A 20,108-nucleotide genomic window follows, 5' to 3' on the forward strand; every position below is an offset into this window, starting at 1 on the left:
TCACGACGACGCCCTTGCGCTTCGCTAACCCTTCGCCGCCATCAGGCTGGGTAGAGGACTTACACCTCCGAGCTGTCGATCATGCTCGGCACACAAGAAAAAGGCAGCGCCGATCACCGGCGCTGCCTTTTCTGAACGTGCCTGCTCCGCTCAGAAGACCTGGCGGAAGACGATGAACAGTACGAAGGCGAGCGCGATCGAGCACGGCAGGGTCAGCACCCAGGCCAATAGCAGGTTGCGCACGGTCGACCATTGCAGGCCTGAACCATTGGCGGCCATCGTTCCGGCGACGCCCGAAGACAGCACATGGGTCGTCGACACCGGCAGACCGAGCCGGTCGGCCATGCCGATGGTCACCATCGCCACGAGTTCGGCCGCGGCTCCCTGGCCATAGGTCAGATGGCTCTTGCCGATCTTTTCGCCGACGGTGACGACGATCCGCTTCCAGCCGACCATCGTGCCGAGGCCGAGCGCCAGCGCAACGGCGATCTTCACCCACAGCGGGATGAACTTCGTCGCGTTGTCGACGGCCTTGTGATAGTCGGTGACCGCCTTGAGGTCGGCAGCCTCCATCGGCAGCAGCTTCTTCTTGTCGATCAGCTTGAGCGCCTCACCGATCAGGTAGATGTCGTTGCGGGCATTGCTGACCAGACCGGTCGGCACTGTTTCGACCGAAGTGTAGGGCTGGAGCGAAGCGGTCGTGTTGTGGATGTAGGTCTGCAGGGCGACTGTCGTCTGGTCGTTCCAGGTCCTGGTGCGGACCGCGTCCTGAACGGCCGCTTTGGCGTCGGCAACGATGACGCCGGGCTTGGCATATTTGCCCAGCGCCTGCTCGACGCTGACCGAGGCCGATTTGTAGGCTTCGAGATAATTGACGTCCGGCGTGCGGTTCAGTGCATAGGCGGTCGGCACCACGCCGATCAGGATCAGCATGATCAGCCCCATGCCCTTCTGCCCGTCGTTGGAACCGTGCGCGAAGCTGACGCCGGTACAGGTGAAGATCAGCAGCGCGCGGATCCACCAGGGCGGCGGCGCGTTGCCCTTTGGCGCCTCATAAAGGGCCGGGTTGCGGACCAGGAGCTTCATCCCATAGAGCAGGATCGCGGCGGCGAAGAAGCCGATGATCGGCGACACCAACAGGGTCGTGCCGACACTGGTCGCCTGCGACCAGTCGACGCCGCTGGTGGCGCTGCCGGACGGCGCCGTGAACTGGTTGGCAAGGCCGACGCCGATGATCGAACCGACCATCGTGTGCGAGCTCGAAGCCGGCAGGCCGAGGAACCAGGTGCCGAGGTTCCACAGGATCGCGGCGACGAGCAGCGCGAACACCATGGCGAAACCTGAGGAGGAACCGACCTGCAGGATGAGCTCGACCGGCAGCAGCGACAGGATGCCGAAGGCGACCGCGCCGCTGGACGTAAGAACCCCTAGAAAATTGAAGGCGCCCGACCACATGACGGCGAATTCAGCCGGCAGCGAGCGCGTGTAGATGACGGTCGCCACCGCATTCGCGGTGTCGTGGAAGCCGTTGACGAATTCGAAGCCGAGCGCGATCAGCAAGGCGATGCCGAGCAGGATCCACGGCACGGTCTTGGCCACCGCCAGGTCCTGGCTGAGCGCGTAGCCGACATAGACGATGCCGGCCAGCACCAGCACGCCGAAGGCGGGCAGGAACCACTTGGCGCCGCCCGGCTGCTCAAGCGGATGATCCGGTCTCGGAATGCCCGCCTCACTAGAAACGATATCCACCATGTCCCACTCCTTTTGCACTGCAGCAAAGAACGGGAGGAACGCTAGGTCCGCACGATGAACCCTGTGTGACGATGTCGAGCATGGTGCGGGGAATGCGCCCGGGTGAAACGCCCGTCAGGGTCGCTTTTTGGAGGCTTGTTCAACATCCGGCGAACCGGCGATTTCCAGCAAGGAGGACACCAGCAACTGCCGTTCGTCTTTGGACAGCACATCGGAATCGAACAGGTTCATGCTGCGCAGCCCCTCGATGGCGAGATAACAGACCAGCATCGACTTGAGATCCGGCGTCTCGCCTTTCAGCCGCTCGAAGAGTTGCCGCTTGAATGTCTTTATCGGCGTCATGAAATCGGGATCCTCGGCGATCGCCGAAAAGATCCAGGATGCGGAGGGTTGCGATTCCTCGCAGTCATCGGCCGACAGCCTGATATAGGCGGCAAGCGGGCTCTCGGCTCCGGCGTCGTTTTTGCGCGCCGTTTCCAGCGCCTCTTCGAATTCGCGCAGATATTCCTCGACCAACCCCTGCATTAACTTTGCCTTGGTCGGGAAATTGTAGAGCAGCCCACCCTTCGATACGCCCGCGCGATTGGCGACTGCATCCAGCGACAGGCTGCCGGGCCCGGATTCCCGGGCAACATGCGCCGCCGCGGCGAGAATTCTCTCGCGCGAGTTCGTTCGTTGGGCTCTCATGGTGCCTCCCATCGCAAGCTTAGGCCCAATTGACAAGACCGTCCAGACGGTACAGTAAGTCCGCCATTATTTGAAATCGGGACCCGCAGTCGATATGTGTCCCGATGTCCGCGCTTGGCGCCGGATTTTCGACTGAGGGGACCTTCTTGTTCAAGCGCATACTCCGTATCGTTATCATCGCCCTGGTTCTGCTCGTGCTGGTCGTCGTGGTCGGCGGCATTGTCGGCTTCAACTTCCTGCGCGACAACGGCATCAAGCAATATTTCGCCACCATGAAGCCGCCGGCGGCGACCGTGTCGACGACCGTCGTCAAGCCGTCGAGCTGGACGCCAGGCGTCGAGGCGATCGGCACGGTCAGGGCCGTGCGCGGTGTCGACCTGACGGTCGAGACCACCGGCATCGTCAAGGACATCCTTTTCCACGCCAACCAGAAGGTGGCGGACAACGCGGTCCTGCTGCAACTCGACGCCGGCGTCGAGCGCGCCGATCTCGATGCGCAGAAGGCGCAGGCCGCGCTCGACCAGACGTCGCTGGCCCGCGCCATCGAGTTGACGAAACGTGGCGTCGGCTCCGACAGCACGCTCGATACGGCGCGCGCCGCGGCCTCGGCCTCCGCGTCTCAGGTCACCAAGCTGCAGGCCGTGCTCGACCAGAAGCAGCTGACGGCGCCTTTCGGCGGCACGGTGGGCATCCCGAAGATCGATATCGGCCAGTATCTGGCGCCCGGTACAGCCGTGGTGACGTTGCAGGATCTCGAAACGATGCGGGTCGATTTCTCGGTCCCCGAACAGCAGCTTCCATTGCTCAAGATCGGCCAGACGGTTCGGCTGGGCCTGGGCGCTGGGGATATGCCGTTTGCTGGCGCCATTCGCGGCATCGACCCGAAGATCGACCCGTCCAGCCGGTTGGTGAACATCAGGGCGGAAGTCGCCAATCCCGATGGCAAGTTGACCCCTGGCCAGTTCGTGCAGGTGCGTGTCGAATTGCCCGAGGAGCAGAACGTGCTGGCGCTGCCGCAGACGGCGCTGACCACCAGCCTCTATGGGGATTACATATTCGTGGTGCAGCAGGCGAAGCCCGCCGAGGCGCAGCCGGCCAAGCCGGAAGAAAAGCCCGCCGCGGCGGCAACCGACAAGCCGGCGGACGCCAAGCCCGCGGTTGGGGCCAAACCAGCGGGCAAGGCGGCTGCCGATCAGGCCAAGCCGGCCGCGGAAGGCGAGAAGCCCGCCCTGATCCTGTCGCAGGTGTTCGTCAAGCCTGGCCGCCGCAATGACGGCATGGTCGAGATCGTCGAAGGTCTCAAGGCTGGCGATGAGGTCGTCACCGCGGGTCAGAATCGCCTCTTCAACGGCATGTCCGTCAATGTCGACAACACCATCGACCCGACCAAATCGGCGAACAAGCAGGCCGCCCAGCAATGAGCGTTTCCGATCTCTTCATTCGCCGGCCCGTCCTGTCGACGGTCCTTGCCTGCATGATCCTGCTTCTGGGCTTCCAGGGCATTTTCGGCCTGTCGATCAGGCAGTATCCGAAGGTTGACGAAACCGCGATCACCATCACGACAGCCTATCCGGGCGCCAGCGCCGACCTGATCCAGGGCTTCATTTCCGCCCCGATCGCGCGCGCCGTCGCCTCGACCGAGAACATCGATTACGTCACCTCGTCAAGCCGCCCGTCCTCCAGCACCGTGACGGTGCAGATGAAGCTCGGTTCCAACCCGGATGTCGCGCTGACCGAGGTGCTATCAAAAGTCCAGGGCGTGCGCGGCACCTTGCCGGACGCCTCCAAGGATCCCGTCATCGTCAAGGGCACCGGCCAGCAGTTCGCGATGATGTACATCTCGATGCAGAATCCGAACATGACGAAGGAGCAGCTGACCGAGTATATCGAGCGCGTCATCAGGCCCCGCATGTCGACGGTCGAAGGCGTAGCCGACGTCCAGATCTTCGGCGCCCAGGAATATTCGATGCGCGTCTGGATCGACCCCGTCAGGCTGGCCGCGCGCGGCGTGACGGCCGCCGAGGTGCTGTTGGCGATCGATAATTCCAACTTCCTGTCGGCGCCCGGCAACACCGAGAACGAATATGTCGTCTCCTCGATCACCGTGCGCTCGACGCTGCAGACCCCGGAGGCCTTCGCCGAGCTGCCGCTGCGCTCGACCGACGGCAATGTGGTGCGGTTGCGCGACGTCGCTCGTGTCGAACTCGGCGCCGAGAACACCGACACCAGGGTCTCCTTCAACGGCAAGCCGGGCACCTTCCTCGCCATCTTCCCGACCCCTGCTGCCAATCCGCTGACCACGGCGGCGGCTCTCACCAAGCTCGTGCCGCAAATCCAGGAGACGCTGCCGAAGGGCATGACGATCGAGGTCGTCTACGACGCGACGGAGCAGATCAGCGCCTCGATCGAAGAAGTGTTCAAGACCATCGGCGAGGCTGTTGCCATCGTCGTCGTCGTCATCCTTTTGTTCCTTGGCTCCTTCCGTTCGGTGATGATGCCGATCGTCACCATCCCGCTGTCCCTGATCGGCGTCTGTTTCCTTTTGTTCGCGGTGGGTTATTCGATCAACCTTCTGTCGCTGCTCGCCATGGTGCTGGCGATCGGTCTTGTCGTCGACGACGCCATCGTGGTGGTGGAGAACATCCACCGCCATATGGAGGAAGACCACATGTCGCCGATGCAGGCGGCGTTCAGCGGCATGCGCGAAATCGCCTCGGCCATCGTCGCCATGACGATGACGCTGGCCGCCGTGTTCGCGCCGCTGGCCTTCACCGGTGGCCTCACCGGCGCGTTGTTCCGCGAATTCGCCGTCACGCTGGCCGGCTCGGTGGTGCTGTCGGGCGTTATCGCCATCACCATCACCCCGATGATGTCGGCGCGCCTCCTGAAGTCCGGCACGCCGGGCCGTTTCCAGCGCATCGTCGACGGCACTTTCGCGCGGGTCGAGCACGTCTATGAGCGGGCTGTCACCGGTTCGTTAAACTATCGGCCGCTGACGCTGCTCATCGTGCTGGCGCTTGTCGGCGTAACCGGCTTCATGTTCACCAAGACGTCGAGCGAACTGGCGCCGGAAGAGGATCAGGGCTTTCTGCTCTCGATTGTGACGGCGCCGCGTTATGCGACCTCCGATTACACCGAGACATACGTGAACCAGATTCTCGGTCTGGTGAAGGATATCCCGGAAACACGGGCGCAGTTCTCTGCCGTCGCCTTCAGTGGCACAACGAACAGCGCCTTCGTCGGCTATGCCTTCAAGGATTGGGCGGAACGCAAACGCAATTCGAAGGAGCTGCAGGCCGACATCACGGCTCGTATCGGCAAGGTGGCGGGTGTCGAAGCCTTCGTCTTTGCGCCTCCGACGCTGCCGGGTTCCGGCGGCGGCCTACCCATCGCCATGGTGGTGCGCTCGACCGGCGAAGCTTCCGAGGTGTACGAGGTGGCCGAGCAGATCAAGAAAAAGGCGCAGGCCTCCGGCCGCTTCATCGTCGTGCAGAATTCGATGGCCTACGACGCGCCGCAGGTGACGGTGACCATCGACCGCGATCGCGCCGCGGCGCTCAACCTGCCGATCGCCGATATCGGCCGCACGCTGACGCTGCTGGTCGGCGGCGCCGAGGTGGCGCAGTTCGACCGCGACTCCAACAGCTACGACATCATCCCGCAAGTGCCGCGCCAGTTCCGTGACAATCCCGAAAAGCTCGGCCAGTATTTCGTGCGCAGCGTGACGGGCGAGATGGTGCCGCTGTCGGCCGTGGTGAAGATTTCGACCAATGCGGCGCCGGCCGCAATCGAGCAGTTCAACCAGCTGAATTCGTCGACGATTTCCGCGCTGCCGCTGCCCGGCGTCACCACGGGCGACGGATTGCAAGCCCTCGAAGACATCGCCAGGGAGAGCCTGCCCGACACCTTCTTCATCGACTATTCCGGCCAATCCAGGCAGGAGAAGGAACAGGGCAACACGATCCTGATTGCCTTTGCCGCGGCCGTTGTCGTCATCTATCTGGTGCTGGCAGCGCAGTTCGAGAGCTTCCGCGATCCGCTTATCATCATGATGGCAGTGCCGCTGTCGATCTTCGGCGCCATCGTGCCGCTCAATCTGGGCCTCGGTACGCTCAACATCTACACGCAGGTCGGCCTGATCACGCTGATCGGCCTGATCACCAAACACGGCATCCTGCTGGTCGAGTTCGCCAACCAGCAGCGCGAGGCCCACGGCATGCGGCGGCATGACGCCATCATCGCCTCGGCCAAGGTCCGCCTGCGGCCGATCCTGATGACCACGGCGGCGATGGCGCTCGGCGTGGTGCCGCTGATCACGTCCAGCGGCGCCGGAGCCGCGGCCCGCTATTCGATGGGCCTGGTTATCTTCACTGGCATCCTGGTCGGCACCATGTTCACGCTCTTCGTCGTGCCCATGTTCTACACTTTCATCGCCAGCAAGGACCTGCCGCACCATGCCGAGAAGCCGGATCCCAAGCTGATGCCGGCATTGCAGGACTAGGGCAATCCAGGAAAGTGTGCGACGATTTCCGTCCGGGAATGCGTAAACAACAACGACAAGAAAAAGGCCGGAAATTTCCGGCCTTTTTTGGCTGGGCTCGACCGCTGGAGCTTCCCGGCGGGAGCTTTGACGAGGGCGTGGCAGCATGCGCCGACACGCCCCGATCGCAGCCTGCTACTTGACGATGACGATGCTGGTGTTGGTCGGCCCGAAGGTCTCGACAAGCTGGTAGAAATCGGCGGCATTGTCGGGGTGCAGCCGCACGCAGCCATGTGAGGCCGGTTGGCCGAGACGCTTGACGGCGTAGGTGGCGTGCACCGCATAACCGCCGCTGAAGAAGACCGAATGCGGCATCGGAGCGTTGTCGTACTTTTTCGAATACCACATCTCATGCATGCGCGTCGGTTTGAATGAGCCGGTCGGCGTCACATGCGCCTTGTCGCCGGTTGAGACTTTCCAGGCGAAGGTCGGCCGGCCATCGACCGAGACTTCCATAACCTGCTGCGACAGCGAAACGCGCGCCACGATCTTATTGGCGGCGTGGGCGCCGGTGCCCGCACCGAACAGAAGTGCGGCGCCCGTCAGTGCGGCAGCGGCGATGTTGATGAGCTTGGCGGAAATGGTGGCGTGCATGATGTCCCCTCTGTCTGCCGGTTCGGCCGGCTCCAATCGATGGCGGCTTATCGCTCCGGCATGTTTCGAAAAGATTTCGCGAAATGCTCGTTTGTGTTTCGAATCTGTTTCCCCTGGTTAACATCGTGCCTCCTGCCGCCGGATCGAGATACCGTCATCGGCCTCCGTTAGATGGAGCCAACGCCAGAACATAATTGCTCGCCTCAAAACGAAAGTTCGAGTTCGACTAACTGAAAGTGACCAAGATCGTTTGCGAAACCGATCTGCAACAAAGCGCGGATTTGGGCGGCATGATGTGGATACAGGCCGCCAGCAAAGTCGATGCAACGAAAGCAGACGGCAACGGCCATGGGAACGAAATCGAATACTTGGTCCTGGCTCCTCAGGATCAGCATCGCGGCAGCGGTCATCGGCGGCGTCGGCAGGGTTGCCGGCGGCTCCGTGGCGCGGCTCGCGGCGATGACCTCGAGCGAGATCTCGACCCTGCACGCCATCCTGTTTTCCGCCACGGTCTGGATTGTTTCCAGCCTGCGCATCGCCCGGTTCAAGGCCCTCTGGCGGGTTGGCCTTCGGCTGCTGGCATTGCGCGGCCCCTCCGGCATCTTGCTGCCGAGAGGACCGAAGGCCCGCGCCGCGACGGGGGGCTCCGCTGGCGGCGCGGGCACTTCGGGAGTTTCCTGAAGCGACCCGCAGCAGCACATTCATTTCTGAGGATTGGAACGATGAAAACAAAATTCGCAGCCTCGGTGCTTTCCGTACTGCTTTATGCGCAGGGCCTGCTCGGCTTTGCCGGCCTTGCTTCCGTGCTTTTCAGGGACCGAGCTCATGCAAGCGAACTCAGCATGGGCACCGAGATGCCATGGGGCCCGTCATTGCTGGTGGTGCGCTGAACGAGGGGAATATCGGCTCGCAAATGAAATCCGATGCTCAGCCGGAAAAACAGCGTGAGCATCCGGCCGTCAGTCGCTGAATTGTACCGGCGGATCGAACCGGTAGCCGGCGCCGCGTATTGTGGTGATGGTCTCGGTGTCGAGTTTGCGGCGCAGCCGCACGATGCGCGAATCGATCGAGCGATCGAAGGCGTCGGCATTTTCGGCCGGTGCGGCGGCGATGATGTCGTCACGCGTCAGCACCTTGCGCGGGCTGGCCAGGAACAGCCTGAGCAGCGCCACCTGACCCGGCGAAAGCTGCTCTTCCGTGCCGGAACGATGCATGACCATGGCCGATCTCAGGTCGACGGTCGCGTTTTCCAGCACGATCAATTCCTGGGTGCCTCTGCCGCGTCGCGACAGAAGGCCGCCGACACGGGCGGCGAGTTCCCTGACATTGAGTGGGCTTTCGACGACGTCGGCCGCACCAAGCTCGAGCGCCAGCACCTTGTCGACGAGGTCGGCCGGCCGGCAGATCAGGATGAAATCCGGCCCATTCTCGCCGCCATGGCGCCTCAGCAGATCGCGCCCTTCCGCCTGGCTAAGGCTGTCGCCGACGACGACCACATCGATACCCTTGCCCGACAACAGCGATTCCGCTTCCCAGGGCTGGCACGCCTGATGCACGTCATGGCCGCGCCGCTCGAGATGGTCGGCGAGTTCGGTCGCGATCACCTCGGCGACGGAAACAAGCGCGATGACGGCTCGTGCGGCCATATTTTCCAACCGTTCCCTGACAACCAGATATGAGTGCTGGACATCATGTTTATACCCAATCTACTTTCCACTGAAAGTGGGAGCGAAGGCATCGTGCGGGCAAGAATTGTCATCGTCGAGGACGAGCCTGACCTGAGGGACGCGGTTGCCGAATATCTCGGTGCCGCGGGTTATGATGTGGCGACCGCGGAAACCGCTGCCGCCGCGCGCAGCCTAGTCGAAACGCAGTCCTTCCACCTGGCCATCCTCGACATCGCCATGCCGGGCGAGGATGGCCTGTCGCTCGGCCGCTGGCTGCGCTCGAAACTCCCGATCGGCATCATCTACGCGACCGCCGCCGGCACCGCGCTCGACCGCATCGTCGGGCTGGAGCTCGGCGCCGACGACTACATCGTCAAACCCTATGAATTGCGCGAATTGCTGGCCAGGGTCCGCAGCGTGCTGCGCCGTGTCCCGCAGCCGATGGAACTGCTGGACAAGAGAACCGGCACGGACCGCCGCTCCGTCGCCTTTGGTCCTTTCCAGGCAGATCTCGACGGCCGGCTGGTCACCGGCGCCAACGGGGCGGTGATCGACATGGCCAAGAGCGAATTCGACGTGCTGGAGGTTTTCCTGAGCCGCGCCAACCGGCTGCTGACGCGCGCCGCCATCTCCGAGGCGATCGGCTTCACCGAGGATCCGGAATCCTCGCGCGCGGTCGACATTCGCATCATGCGGCTCCGAAAGAAGATCGAGGCTGATCCGGCCAATCCGAAATTCCTGCGCACGGTCCGCGGTGAAGGCTACATCTTCTCGCTGCCGGTCGGCGACGGCAACTGACTTCCTTTCCCGGTGCCATGCTGGTCCCGGAGCGGATTAACATGGCAGCGCAATGACGGCTGAAGATGACCGCCGAAGCAGCAGGCACGGATATGCAGGGCGCCAGGCAGGGTGCGGCAATGGCGGCCGTGCGTGTCGTGCGCCGGCTGCGCGAGGCCGGCGACTGGCAGCGCGAGATGGACGGCATACTGGAAACGCTGTGCCGCGCCATGGAGTGCCAGCGCGGCATCCTGTTCCGCCTTCGCGAGCTGCCAGGCCAGGGTTTCGCCCAGTCGGTCGCCGCTTATTGGATCGACTCCGGTTTCGGCGGCGAACTGGCATCGCCGACCGTCATCATGCAGTCGATCGTCAATTCCGATCCGCTGCTGGAGCGGCTGGCCGAGGACGAAAGGCAAGGCAAGGTCTTCGCCGGGCATACGCGCGATCTCGAAGGCTTCCTGAGAACCGACTTCGAAAAGCAGAGCATCAAGTCTTTCCTGTCGGTGTCCGTCTTCGCGCATGGCAACCTGTGGGGCACGCTGGCCGTCAACGACTGCGTCGACGAGCGCGTGTGGACGGACGAGGAAGAGGCCGCGCTGCACATCATTGCGCTCGCCATCGGCGGCGCCATCGAACGCTCCCCCTCCGAAGCCCATGCCAGCGAGGTCATCCGCCGCACCATGCTGCAGGCCTCGCTCGACGCCATCGTCGTCATCGACGAGACCGGCTCGATCATCGAATTCAATCCGGCCGCAGAGAAGATGTTCGGCTACCAGCGCAGCGACATCCTCGGCAAGGACCTGCTCGACACCATCGTGCCGATCTATTACCGCAAGGGTTACGTTTCGGGGGCCGAATACATGTCGGGCCGCGGCGCGCCGATGGTCGGCCAACGGCTGGAGACAGTGACGCAGAACGCGGCCGGCGAGGTGTTCCCGATCGAGCTGACTGCGACCGAGATGCGCGTCGCCGACCGCCAGTTGATCTTCGGCTCCATCCGTGACCTGCGCGACAAGCTGCGCGCCGAGGAGGAGATCAACCGGCAACGCGAGAAGCTGCACCAGAACGAGAAGATGGCGGCGATGGGATCGCTGCTGGCCGGCGTCTCGCACGAACTCAACAACCCGCTGGCAGTGGTGGTCGCGCAATCCACGCTGCTGCACGAATTCGCTTCGGATCCGCAGACCAAGGTCCGCGCCGAGAAAGTGCGCGCCGCGGCCGAGCGCTGCGGCCGCATCGTCAAGAGCTTCCTGTCGATGGTGCGCCTGCATCCCGCGGCGCAGGCCGATACCGATCTCAACCAGGTGGTCCGCGCCGCGCTCGAGGTGACCGCTTATGGCGCGCGATCAAGCGGCATCATCATCGACACGGATTTCGCTGCCGGCCCGCTGCTGGCCATGGCCGATGCCGACCACGTGACGCAGGTCGCGGCCAACTTCCTCATCAACAGCCAGCACGCGCTGGCCGGTGTTGCCGGCGACCGGCTGATCAAGGTGCGGACGTTCCGCGGCGACCGGGGCAACCCAGGCTTCTCGGTCGAGGACAATGGGCCGGGCGTGCCGGAAGCGATCCGCGGCCGTATCTTCGAATCCTACTTCACCACCAAGCCGGTCGGCGTCGGCACCGGCATCGGCCTGTCGATCTCGAAATCGATCATCGAACGGCACAATGGCAATGTCTGGTTCGAGGAAGTACTGCCGCGAGGCGCGCGTTTCGTCGTCCAATTGCCAGCCATTTCAGCCGGCATCGCCGCTGCCGGCGAGAGCCAGCCTCGATCGAGCGGCCTGCGCCACGCCTTGATCATCGACGACGAGCCGGATGTTGCCGGCTCGCTGTCCGACATTCTCGAATTGATGGGCATCAAGTCGCGGATCGCGCCTATCTGGGAATCCAGCAGCGCCACTTTAAACGGCCACATGCCGCCGGACATCGTCTTTTCGGACCTGCGCATGCCCGGCACCAGCGGCATATCGGTCTATCGCGAGTTGCTTGCCGAAAGGCCAGAGCTGGCGCGGCGTTTCGTGCTGGTCACCGGGGACCTGATCGGCGCCAAGGCCGAGATCGAGGCGCTGCCGGCGCAGCAGCGGCCGCAGATCCTGGAAAAGCCGTTCAGCACGCTGGATGTGCGAAGCGTCCTGTCCACCATTGCCGAGCAGGCGGCTGTGAAAGGATAAAAGACGGCTCCCGGCCGATATCGCGGCGGGAGCCGAAGCGAGCGTCCTGGAGGAAGCGCTCGGGGTTGCAGCATGATCCCCGCAGTGGGAACGACTTTAGGGATCGTGCTTCGACGAAATCAGAAAATATTCGGCGTGTTGGTCAGCGGCGCGGCACTGGCGATCATGCGGATCGCGCGGGCCTTGTGCGTTCCCGACTGCTGGGCGATGGCGCGCAGGCAATCCACGCCCTCGGCGCCCCAGGCCTGCCCCTTGCAGGCAAAGTCGACCGCCGGCATCGGCAGGCGCGCGGTCCGGGTGGTCGTCATCGCGCCTTCGGCGATATTGGCCGGGGGATTAAGCGAAGCGAAGGCCGGGCCGACCGTCGGCGTGAACGCCATGCCGGCGAAGGTGCAAGCAGCCAGCGCCAAGAACATTGCCATCGGGTGGTCGCTTGTGCGTTGGCGCAGGGCCAGTTTCGGGCGGCGGTCAGCGCGCTCTGGAGCCTGGAGTCGGCAGTCGCTGCGGGTGATCTGAACTTTCGCATGCATCGCTATCCCCTTCGTGGATTTTCTTTTTCTGATGAAATGAACTTAATCGCGCCATGTAACGGCACAACGATGGCGCGAGCCAAGCGATGTAACCGGATTGAAACACACGCCGGACAGTCAAGGTTCGCCGGCATGTTGGCCCCCGCAATCAAGCAGAAACAGAGCCGTCGGAACCCGGACTAACTCCCGGATTCCCTAGGATTTTCTCTGCTGGCGGCCGCTCGATTTTCGGTGATCGCCGACCGATGGATTGCTTCTAGAAATCGGCCAGATTTCCGCAACCCATTGCATTTCAATGAAAAATATGCTTTTATTGAATAGACATTCAATAACAAGAAGAGACTTTCATGAACCCGCACCTGCGTGACGTGGCGATCCCCAATGATTGGGACCGGCGGGGACTGCCGGGCTGGAGTTACCATTCCGACGCCCTGCTCGAGCTTGAGAAAGAGCATGTCTTTCGCAATCATTGGCAGATCGTCGGACACGTCTCGGACATCCCCAATGTCGGCGATTACCTGACCATGGACGTGGTCGGCGAACGCGCACTGATCGTGCGCGGCAAGGATGGCGTCGTGCGCGGCTTCAACAACATGTGCCGCCATCGCGGCAGCCGCGTCGTTGCCGACAGCCAAGGCAATTGCAAGAACGCCCTGGTCTGCCCGTTCCATGGCTGGGTCTACTATCTCGACGGCACGCTGCGCGGTGCCGCGCGCCCGCGCTCCTTTCCCGACCTCGACAGGACCGAGTTCGGACTGATGCCGCTCGACCTGGAAATCTGGATGGGCTTCATCTTCATCCGCTTCCGCAGTGGCGGGCCGCAGCCGTCGGTCGCCGAGCTGATGAAGCCGATCGAGCCCGAATTCGAGCATTACAACGCCGCCGACATGGTGCCGTCCTGGGGTATCTGGAGCCAGAAGACGCCGGTCAACTGGAAGTCGGTGCGCGATGTCGACAATGAGGGCTATCACGTCGCCATGGCGCATCCGGCGCTGCAGGATCTCTATGGCGCGACCTATTTCGACGAGCCGTTCATCAATGGCGTGTCGCGCTCCTTCGCCACCTACAATCCGCACGCCGGCCGTCGCTGGAGCGTCAAGAACTATGTCAAGATCGCGCCCGAGCCGGCGCATCTGCCCGACTATCTCAGAAAGGCCTGGGTCTATTACGGCATCTTTCCCAATGCGGTCATTTCGGTGATGCCGGAGTCGGTGCAGTTCTATCAGGAATTTCCGCTGTCGACCGGGCAGACGCTGCTGCGCGGCGCTATCTACCGCTACCGCGACGAGAGCCGCGAACAAGCGGCCGCCCGCTACCTTTCCTTCCGCATCGACCGCGACACCATGTCGGAGGATGTGCAGCTCTCGGTGTGGTCGAACGAGTCCATGCTGTCCGAGGCCTTTGAAGGCTTTTATCTCTCCGACCTCGAATACGGCGTGCGCACCCACCACGACCACCTGCGCAAGATGCTGCCGGTGCTCGGCCTCGAGACCGCGCCGGAGGAGAAGGACATGTGGAATTTGAACGACGCTCTGAGGTCGAGAGGCTAGCTTCCTTCTCCCCGTTCCACGGGGAGAAGGTGCCCGAAGGGCGGATGAGGGGCGGCGCGGGCGCCTCGCGATTGGCTTGCCCTCAACTCAGAAAGCTATCTTCGATTGAAATCTTGTAAGCCGGCGCTGTGCTGGCCGGTGAGATCATTACCTCAGACGGATGAAGTCCTCATGCACGGCCAATCACCAACGTCAGCGCCGCCCCTCATCCGCCTGCCGGCACCTTCTCCCCGTAGAACGGGGAGAAGAGAGCTATCCCCGCCACACACCCTCTTTGCGCAGATCGTCCATCGTCCTTGAAATGCCTTCGCGCAAAATGCCGACCATGTCGTTGATCTGCTCGCGCGTGATGACCAGCGGCGGCGACATCACGCACATGTTGATCAGCGGTCGCACCAGCAGGCCGAGCTCGTGGCAATGCGCGTCGATGCGTTTTCCGACATCCTTGTCGAGCTGTAGCGGGTCCTTGCTTTCGCGGTCGGCGACGCATTCGACGCAGCCCATCAGCCCGAGGCCGCGCACCTCGCCCACCAGCGGCAATTCTTCCAGCGTCTTCAGCTGCGCCTGGAAATAAGAGGCGACCGCCTGCGCATGGGCAAGCACGCCCTGTTCCAGAAGGTCGAGATTCCTGAGCGCCACGGCGCAGCCGACGGGATGGCTGGTGTAGGTCAGGCCATGGCCGAACATCGCGTCCGGATGGCTCGAACGGCGCAGCTCTTCCAGCAGGCGTTCGGAAATGATGACGCCGCCGAGCGGAAAATAGCCTGAGGTGACGCCCTTGGCGAAGGTGATCATATCCGGATCGATTCCGAACGTTTCGCCGGAGGCAAAGACATGGCCAAGCCGGCCGAATGCCGTCACAACCTCGTCGGAAACGTAGAGGATGTCGTTGTCGCGACAGATCTCGCGAATGCGCTTGAGATAGCCGTCAGGCGGCACGACGACGCCGCCGGATGCCTGCACCGGCTCGCCGACGAAAGCGCCGATCCTGTCGGCGCCGACACGGGCGACCGTGTCGCGGAATTGATCGACGAGGAAATCGGTGAAGGCGGCAAGGCTCATGCCTTGCGGCCGGCGGAACGGATCGGGCGAAGACAGCTTGACCACCAGCTCGTCGGCGCCGTCCATCCAATCGCGGTCACGCGGGCGGCCGTTAAGCGAGGCCGACAGATAGGTCGAACCGTGATAGGCGCCGCCCCGCGACAGGATCAGCTTCTTCTCCGGCCGGCCGCGCACATTGTTGTAGAACTGCATGAAGCGCAGCGCCGTCTCGACGGCCGAAGAACCGCCGGTCGTAAAGAAGACGTGGCTGAGATCGCCCGGCGCGTGGCCGGCGATGCGCTCGGCAAGCTCGGCCGAAGGCGCGTTCATCGTGTACCAGGGCGTGTTGTAGGACAGCGCCATCGCCTGGTCGTACATCACCTCGGCGAGTTCCTTGCGCCGGTGGCCGACATTGACGCACCACATGCCGGCAGGCCCATCGATCAGCCGCTTGCCGGTGTTGTCGGTGATGTAGATGCCATCGCCTTCGCCGATCAGCGCGCGCGCTTCGGCGCCGACCGAACCAGCGAACGGCCAGGGCTGGATGAGATGGCGCTTGGCCAGTTCGAGGGCGGCATCGCCAGGTTCCGCGCCGGGCATTCGGGTCGCCTTCATATCTCTGGCAGCAGCCATGATCGCCTCGTCCTTGCTTCACAAATTTTCATCGGGCACGAAGTGGGATGCGAAGCATCGAAATACCGGCTTTCTTCGCTTCATTTTGAATGTCCGTTCAATCAATATTGCAGAAATAGCGCTTGATTTCAATCCGGGGATGCGCGCATGATAAACGTAAGTCGGCAAGCTCGGAGCGCGATCAGCAGAAGCGGTCACCGGTTTTGCGGGTCGATCGCGCTCCAAGAATAAAACTGGGAACAAGGCAGCCGACGCCAGTACAATAGGATGCCGCATGGCGGGACGCAGGTGGAACTCCGCCGCTTGCAGCAGGCGGTCGGCATCACCTTCGTGCTGGTTACCCACGACCAATATGAGGCGCTTGCAATGTCCGACCGCATCGCCGTCATGTTCGGCGGCAGGATCGCGCAGGTCGCCTCGCCCAAGGAAATCTACCAGCGGCCAGTCAGCCGCCAAGTCGCCGACTTCCTCGGAGGCATGAATTTCGTCAAGGCGGAGATCGTCGAAGAGAACGGCGCCTCGCTGGTCGTCGACACGCTAGGCTTCGGCCGTGTGAAGACCGACAAACCGAAGGCCTTCGTGCGCAATGGCGGCGCCGCCACGCTCGGCATCCGACCGGAGCGCCTGCGCGTGCTGTGGGACAATGCGACGGCCAAGTTCGAGGTTGCCGGAAAGGTGGTCGAACGCCACTATTTCGGCGAGATCACCCATCTGATCGTCGAAATACCAGGCCTGGAAAAGCCGCTTTCGGTGACCGAAACCAACGATTTCGGTGCCGACGACATCCCGGTCGGCACCTCGATCCGCCTCGCCTATGATCCCGAGGCGCTGGTGGCGATGGCCGATTAGAGCACGATCCCTGGACAAACGGTTTCCGTTTATCCGTGAAAACCCGGCTTCGCGAACAACGGAAACCGTTTGTCCGGAGATCATGCTCAACCAGGAATTCGACGCTCCGCGATGATCTTGCGCGCGGCGATGCGCCCGGCGACGATAGCGCCTTCGATGTACCCCGGAAAAGACGGCGACAGTTCTGAACTGGCGAAATGCAGCGGTGGTGCACCGGCCAGGATTGTCGGTTCGGCGTCGACAGCCGTCACATCGACAATGAGATCGCCGTAGGCCCCGCCGCTCCAGCGATCGTCCGTCCAGTCGCGGTAGCTGAGATCGAGGATGCCGGCCGCTTCCGGGCCAAGCGCTTGCGTCAGTCTTGCGGTGACTTCGGCGCGCAAGGCTGCGTCGCCAAGTTCGCGCCAGCGCAAGGCGAGCGGCCCGCCGATGAAGACCACCAGTGCCGCGTGACCGTCATCCTTGCTGACGTCGCAGGCGAAGAGCCCATGCAGGTCACGCCACATCACCATGCCGCTCAAGCCACGCTCACGCCAGAAGGCCTTGGGATACCGCACCAGCACCTTGATGATGGCGCCGCTCTGCCAGACGCCCAAGGCCTGCTCCAGCGCAGCCGGCAACGGCGGCGAGAAAGCCAGTTTCGAAACCATTACCGGCGGCGCGGCGATCAACACCGTCAGCGCTTCGATTGTGCCCGCCGCCGATATCAGGCGAACTCCGCCCGGCCCGTGCTCGATCGCAGTCACGGCTGCGCCCAGCCGCAATCGGTCATCGACATCTCCGGCCAGATCGTCTGCCAGCGAATGCATGGTCTCACGCACGAAATACTGCAGCTCGGACACCTCGTTGGTGATACGCCGGTCATTGTCGATCAGGTGCCAGAGCGGCATCTTTTCCAGCGCTTGGCACCACAGGCCTTCGATCATCGAGCGAAACACAGCCTTGACCTCGTCGGCATCGTCCTGCCGCTCGAGCCAGGTGGCAACGGTCAGGCCGGCGATATCGGGATCGTCAGGCGCGATCGCATTCATGCGGTCGCGGATCGCCATCGAACCGGCATAGATTTGTTCCGCCTCTCGGCCGGACGTCGCCGGCTGCGCGGTGAAGTCGCCGTCGACGTAAGCCTCGACCAGCATCTTGCCGCGCGCCTCAATCAGCGCCATCAGCTCCGGCATGTCCTCGCACAGGAACTGGCCGCCGCTGTCGATGCGCTCGCCAAGCCCGTTCTGCCTCGATTCGACGCGCCCGCCGACGCGGTCGCGCGCTTCGAGCAACAGGAAGTCGATGCCGGCCGCCTTCAGTTCAAGCGCGGCCGACAGGCCGGTGAAGCCGGCGCCGACAATGACGACATCGGTTCTTTCTGTTCCGGTCTTCAATAGCCGGCCTTGATCTTCTCGAACTCGGCGATCATCCGCTGCTTGAGCTGCGACGGCACCGGCGACTGGAACAGCGTCTTGTCGATGAATTTCTGCACGTCGTAGCCTTTTTCCTTCAGGACCGCCTGGTCGACGCCGGCCATGCCTTTGGCGTTGGCCTGGCCATAGCCCCAATCCTTGACCAGCACCTTGGCGGTTTCCGGATCGTTGACGGCGTTCAGGTAATCATAGGCCTTGTCGACATTGCCGGGCGCGTCCTTGAACAGCACAGAGCCGCAGACCCAGGTCGAAATGCCTTCGCTGGTGTCCTTCTTCGATTTGATCGGCACGCCGGCCACGACCGACTGCACCGTCGCATCGTTCCAGGCCCAGGCGAGATCGACCTCGCCGCCGCTCAAAAGCTGAACGACGTCGGTGGTGTCGGTCCAGTAGGAGCGGACGTTCTTGTGCACCTGGCGCAGGAAGTCGGACGCCTGTCTGAACTGGTCATCGGTCATCTTTGTCCAGTCCTTGAGGCCGATGGCGAGGCTCGCCAGCGCATAAGCGTCGTCGACATTGTCGCCGATCGACACGCGGCCCTTGAACTTCGGATCGGCGAACGCCTTCAGCGACTGCACGTCCTTCTCGTCGACCTTGGAGGAATTGTAGGTGAGCTGGGTATTGCCCCAGTCCCAGGGCATGAACCAGGCCTTGCCGTCCGACGTGGCAGCAAGATTCTTCATCGCCATGATGCCGGGATTGAGGTCCTTCCAGCCTGTTATCTTCGACGTGTCGAGCGGCTGCAGCAGGCCCGCCTCGCGCCATTTCACCACGCTTTGCGAGCAGGGATGGCCAAGATCGGCCTTGAAGCCGGAGCGCACCTTCTCGAACGCTTCGTCCTCGTCGCCGAAGAAGGCGAAGGTGGGCGAGTCGCCGTTCTTCTCGACATATTTCGGATGGAAGCTCGGGTCTTCATAGCCGGACCAGTCGAACACGATCAGGTCCTGGTCGGCGGCCAGCGCGGCAGCCGAAGCCGCTAACATTCCAGCCAACGCCAGGGTCAATGTCAGGCGTCTGGTCAGTGTCTTCATCGCTGTTCCATCCTCCGTGGTGTTCTGGTTTTCTTATGGTTTCGTCTCACTGGCTGCGTTCGCCGGATAATGTCTCGGGAATGCCGCCGACAGGAATTCGTTGGCCGCCTGCAAGGCGGATTCGCGCGTGGTGTCCTCGGTTCCCATCATCAACCGCAGCCACAATCCTTCCAGCATGGCGCTGAGCGCCAGCGCCATCACCTGCGGCTCATAGGCATAGAAGCCGCTCTGTTTCAGCGCCGTGCAAAGATCGATGAAGATCGTCTGATAGACGGCGTCGCGGGCGCTGCTCAGCGCCTGGTAGGTCGGCCGCGACTTGGCCTCGCCCCAGAAGGCGCACCAGGCGGCGAGCTTGCGCTTGTTGCAGATAGAGCGGTCGAAATCGGCCGCGACCAGTGCCTGGAGCTGACGAGCCGGATCATCTCCTGCCTTCTGCAAGGCATTGCGCCAATGCGCCGAGTACTCGTCATACATGTGCTGCAAGGTCGCGATGAGCAGCTTTTCCTTGCTCTCGAAATGGAAGTTGACGATGCCGCGCGACAGGCCCGCGCCGTCGGCGACATCGGCCATCGTCGTCTCCGAATAGCCGCGCTTGGCCAGCGAATCGATCGTCGCCTCGATGAGCTGAAGCTGCCTGACCTCCTTCGATGCCTTGCGTCCGCGCTTCTCGGCCTCGTTTTTACGCGCCGGTTCAAGGAGGGCTTCCCTGGCCTCTGCTGTCTTCATGGGTCTGATGGTCTCCAGCATCGCCGGCTATCCAACCGGCTTTCGAGCGCGAAGATGAGTGGGACGGTGCTCGCCGCTGTCAAGCACCTTCTGCATGGCTTCCCAGGTTCGTATGTTCTTGTCGACATAGGCCGCGCCGACC

16 protein-coding genes and 1 pseudogene are annotated in these 20,108 nt (G+C 62.9%); 7 read left to right on the forward strand and 10 right to left on the reverse strand.

Features of this window, described 5'->3' with window-relative positions; all coding sequences use genetic code 11:
• Window positions 1–150: 150 nt before the first annotated feature.
• The gene (locus tag NKI49_RS28750) at window positions 151–1,752 is read right to left on the reverse strand and encodes an inorganic phosphate transporter (RefSeq protein ID WP_352607110.1); all 1,602 of its coding nucleotides are present in this window, start codon (window positions 1,750–1,752) and stop codon (window positions 151–153) included.
• Between the two features lie 114 nt (window positions 1,753–1,866).
• Window positions 1,867–2,439, reverse strand: a complete 573-nt coding sequence (locus NKI49_RS28755; RefSeq protein ID WP_352607112.1) for a TetR/AcrR family transcriptional regulator — start codon at window positions 2,437–2,439, stop codon at window positions 1,867–1,869.
• Window positions 2,440–2,585: 146 nt separating this feature from the next.
• Between NKI49_RS28755 and NKI49_RS28760 the strand changes: the two genes are divergently transcribed.
• A complete protein-coding gene (locus NKI49_RS28760; RefSeq protein WP_352607114.1) occupies window positions 2,586–3,860 on the forward strand; it encodes an efflux RND transporter periplasmic adaptor subunit in 1,275 nt (424 codons plus the stop codon).
• Window positions 3,857–6,940, forward strand: a complete 3,084-nt coding sequence (locus NKI49_RS28765; protein ID WP_352607116.1) for an efflux RND transporter permease subunit — start codon at window positions 3,857–3,859, stop codon at window positions 6,938–6,940. Before NKI49_RS28760 ends, NKI49_RS28765 begins: the two co-directional genes overlap by 4 nt.
• A 174-nt stretch (window positions 6,941–7,114) precedes the next feature.
• Here the strand turns inward: NKI49_RS28765 and NKI49_RS28770 are convergent, their stop codons facing one another.
• Both NKI49_RS28770 and NKI49_RS28775 read right to left on the reverse strand, forming a co-directional pair.
• Window positions 7,115–7,573 carry a L,D-transpeptidase gene (locus NKI49_RS28770; RefSeq protein WP_352607118.1) on the reverse strand — a complete coding sequence of 153 codons (459 nt, stop codon included), beginning with the start codon at window positions 7,571–7,573 and terminating at the stop codon, window positions 7,115–7,117.
• A 203-nt stretch (window positions 7,574–7,776) separates the two neighbouring features.
• The gene (locus NKI49_RS28775) at window positions 7,777–8,109 is read right to left on the reverse strand and encodes a hypothetical protein (protein WP_352607120.1); all 333 of its coding nucleotides are present in this window, start codon (window positions 8,107–8,109) and stop codon (window positions 7,777–7,779) included.
• Window positions 8,110–8,295: 186 nt separating this feature from the next.
• On the opposite strand from NKI49_RS28775, the gene NKI49_RS28780 reads away from it, so the two are divergent.
• A complete protein-coding gene (locus NKI49_RS28780; protein WP_352607122.1) occupies window positions 8,296–8,463 on the forward strand; it encodes a hypothetical protein in 168 nt (55 codons plus the stop codon).
• A gap of 69 nt (window positions 8,464–8,532) precedes the next feature.
• On the opposite strand, the gene NKI49_RS28785 is transcribed toward NKI49_RS28780, so the two are convergent.
• On the reverse strand, window positions 8,533–9,219 hold the full coding sequence (locus tag NKI49_RS28785) for a winged helix-turn-helix domain-containing protein (RefSeq protein ID WP_352607124.1): 687 nt from the start codon (window positions 9,217–9,219) through the stop codon (window positions 8,533–8,535).
• A 45-nt stretch (window positions 9,220–9,264) separates the two neighbouring features.
• Here NKI49_RS28785 and NKI49_RS28790 point away from each other — a divergent pair, with 45 nt between their 5' ends.
• Window positions 9,265–10,038 carry a response regulator gene (locus NKI49_RS28790; RefSeq protein WP_352607126.1) on the forward strand — a complete coding sequence of 258 codons (774 nt, stop codon included), beginning with the start codon at window positions 9,265–9,267 and terminating at the stop codon, window positions 10,036–10,038.
• A 65-nt stretch (window positions 10,039–10,103) separates the two neighbouring features.
• Window positions 10,104–12,191: a PAS domain S-box protein gene (locus NKI49_RS28795; protein WP_352607128.1), complete on the forward strand. Its 2,088-nt coding sequence runs from the start codon at window positions 10,104–10,106 to the stop codon at window positions 12,189–12,191.
• Between the two features lie 119 nt (window positions 12,192–12,310).
• Here the strand turns inward: NKI49_RS28795 and NKI49_RS28800 are convergent, their stop codons facing one another.
• Window positions 12,311–12,721: a hypothetical protein gene (locus NKI49_RS28800; protein ID WP_352607130.1), complete on the reverse strand. Its 411-nt coding sequence runs from the start codon at window positions 12,719–12,721 to the stop codon at window positions 12,311–12,313.
• 347 nt (window positions 12,722–13,068) lie between these two features.
• On the opposite strand from NKI49_RS28800, the gene NKI49_RS28805 reads away from it, so the two are divergent.
• Window positions 13,069–14,271 (forward strand): aromatic ring-hydroxylating oxygenase subunit alpha, encoded by a 1,203-nt coding sequence (locus tag NKI49_RS28805; RefSeq protein ID WP_352607132.1) that lies wholly within the window; start codon window positions 13,069–13,071, stop codon window positions 14,269–14,271.
• A 252-nt stretch (window positions 14,272–14,523) separates the two neighbouring features.
• Here NKI49_RS28805 and NKI49_RS28810 read toward each other — a convergent pair whose 3' ends face one another.
• The gene (locus NKI49_RS28810; protein ID WP_352607134.1) at window positions 14,524–15,945 is read right to left on the reverse strand and encodes an aminotransferase; all 1,422 of its coding nucleotides are present in this window, start codon (window positions 15,943–15,945) and stop codon (window positions 14,524–14,526) included.
• Between the two features lie 285 nt (window positions 15,946–16,230).
• Between NKI49_RS28810 and NKI49_RS28815 the strand changes: the two are divergent.
• A pseudogene (locus tag NKI49_RS28815) lies at window positions 16,231–16,794 on the forward strand (TOBE domain-containing protein); the annotation flags it as partial.
• Window positions 16,795–16,880: 86 nt separating this feature from the next.
• On the opposite strand, the gene NKI49_RS28820 reads toward NKI49_RS28815, so the two are convergent.
• The 3 genes from NKI49_RS28820 to betI are packed head-to-tail and all read right to left on the reverse strand — an operon-like array spanning window position 16,881 to window position 19,987.
• The gene (locus NKI49_RS28820; protein WP_352607136.1) at window positions 16,881–18,170 is read right to left on the reverse strand and encodes a flavin monoamine oxidase family protein; all 1,290 of its coding nucleotides are present in this window, start codon (window positions 18,168–18,170) and stop codon (window positions 16,881–16,883) included.
• A complete protein-coding gene (locus NKI49_RS28825; protein ID WP_352607138.1) occupies window positions 18,167–19,240 on the reverse strand; it encodes an ABC transporter substrate-binding protein in 1,074 nt (357 codons plus the stop codon). Before NKI49_RS28825 ends, NKI49_RS28820 begins: the two co-directional genes overlap by 4 nt.
• A gap of 33 nt (window positions 19,241–19,273) precedes the next feature.
• Window positions 19,274–19,987 carry a transcriptional regulator BetI gene (gene betI, locus NKI49_RS28830; RefSeq protein ID WP_502899614.1) on the reverse strand — a complete coding sequence of 238 codons (714 nt, stop codon included), beginning with the start codon at window positions 19,985–19,987 and terminating at the stop codon, window positions 19,274–19,276.
• Window positions 19,988–20,108 lie beyond the last annotated feature (121 nt).

This window comes from Mesorhizobium sp. M0587 (assembly GCF_040320945.1).
GTDB lineage: Bacteria > Pseudomonadota > Alphaproteobacteria > Rhizobiales > Rhizobiaceae > Mesorhizobium.